The organism is Corallococcus sp. AB032C, from assembly GCF_003668935.1.
GTDB classification, from domain to species: domain Bacteria; phylum Myxococcota; class Myxococcia; order Myxococcales; family Myxococcaceae; genus Corallococcus; species Corallococcus exiguus.
Genome location: NZ_RAWP01000248.1, coordinates 1 through 1,315 on the forward strand (window position 1 = coordinate 1; position 1,315 = coordinate 1,315).

The window sequence follows — 1,315 nt, forward strand, 5'->3', positions numbered from 1 at the left end:
GTATCCGTCCGGCGAGCGACGTGACCGAGCCTATTGCAGAGGGACGGGGACCGTGCTCGGCGATGGTCGCGAGCCTGTGCGAGAGCGGGCTGACGGGGCGGACCTGAGCAGGGGGCTCAGGACGAATCGGCGGCGCGAAGGCGCTTCCACTCGTGCGGCAGCAGCTCTCCGATGCGGGCGTTCGGGTGCGTCTGGACGCGCAGCAGCACGTCGGCCAGGTACTCCTCGGGATTGACGCCGTTGGCCTCGCAGGTGGCCACCAGGGCGTAGAGGCCCGCGAGGTTTTCACCCGCGGCCTCGTGGCCGACGAAGAGAAAGTTTTTACGCCCCAGGGCTGCCTTGCGCAGCGCCGATTCCGAGCGGTTGTTGTCCAAGGGCAGACGCTCATCCGAGACGAAGCGGCTCAGCGCATCCCACTGCTTGAGCGTGTAGGAAATGGCCTGGCCCAGCGGACTCTTGGGCGGGTGGCGCGGCGCCTGCGCATCGAGCCAGGCACGAAGTCGCTTGAGGACGGGGGTGCTGCTGAGTTGGCGCAGTTCGCGGTGCGCGGCGGTGCGCACCACGTCCGCGCCTCTCGCCTGGGCCTCCACGCGGTAGAGTTCGAGGATGAGGTCCATCGCCTCGCGGGATTCGGGCGCGGTGGAAAGCGCGTCGAAGAAGCGGCGGCGCACGTGTGCCCAACACCCGACGCGGATTCTCCCCTCCGGCAGCGTCACCGCGTTGTAGCCCGTGTACGCATCCACCACGAGGGCGCCCCGGGTGCCGCCCAGGACTTCCTTCGGCGTCTTGCTGGCCCGCCCCATGCTGAAGCGGTAGCCGATGAGCCACTGGCCCGCCTCATTCTGGGTGAGGAAGGTCCAGAGGTAACCCAGCCTTGTCTTCTTCACGTCCAGCACGCGCAGCGGGGTCTCGTCGGCCCACACCACCTCTGCGGCGGCAATGACTTGAAGCAGGTGGGAGGACAGAGGCAGTAGGACGGAGGCGGACTTGTGGAAGAGGTCCGTCAGGGTGCTGCGACTCATGGGCACGCCGCTTCTCTCCACCCGCTGGGCGAGTCGGTGCAGCGGCATGGCATCCGCGCACTTCGACGTCACCACGTGGGCCAGGAAGCCGGGGCCGTACTCGCCCCTGTCCACCACCCGGGCTGGAGGCGGGGCGGTGACGATGCCCCGGCCGCACACGCACGCCAGCACCTCCTGCACGTGCACCTGCTTCTCGAAGCGGGCGGGCACGTACTCGTACACCACCGAGGTGCGGCCCTGGCCCAGGGGCTTCAAGTCCTCGCTGCCGCACGCCGGGCAGTGGCGCTCGTCGG

Annotated in this window: 1 protein-coding gene; it reads right to left on the reverse strand. The window is 69.0% G+C overall.

All coding sequences use genetic code 11. The annotated features are described in order from the left end of the window. Positions 1 to 116: 116 nt before the first annotated feature. The coding region (locus tag D7X99_RS41885; RefSeq protein WP_147476435.1) for an IS66 family transposase at positions 117 to 1,315 on the reverse strand (1,199 nt) is incomplete at its 5' end.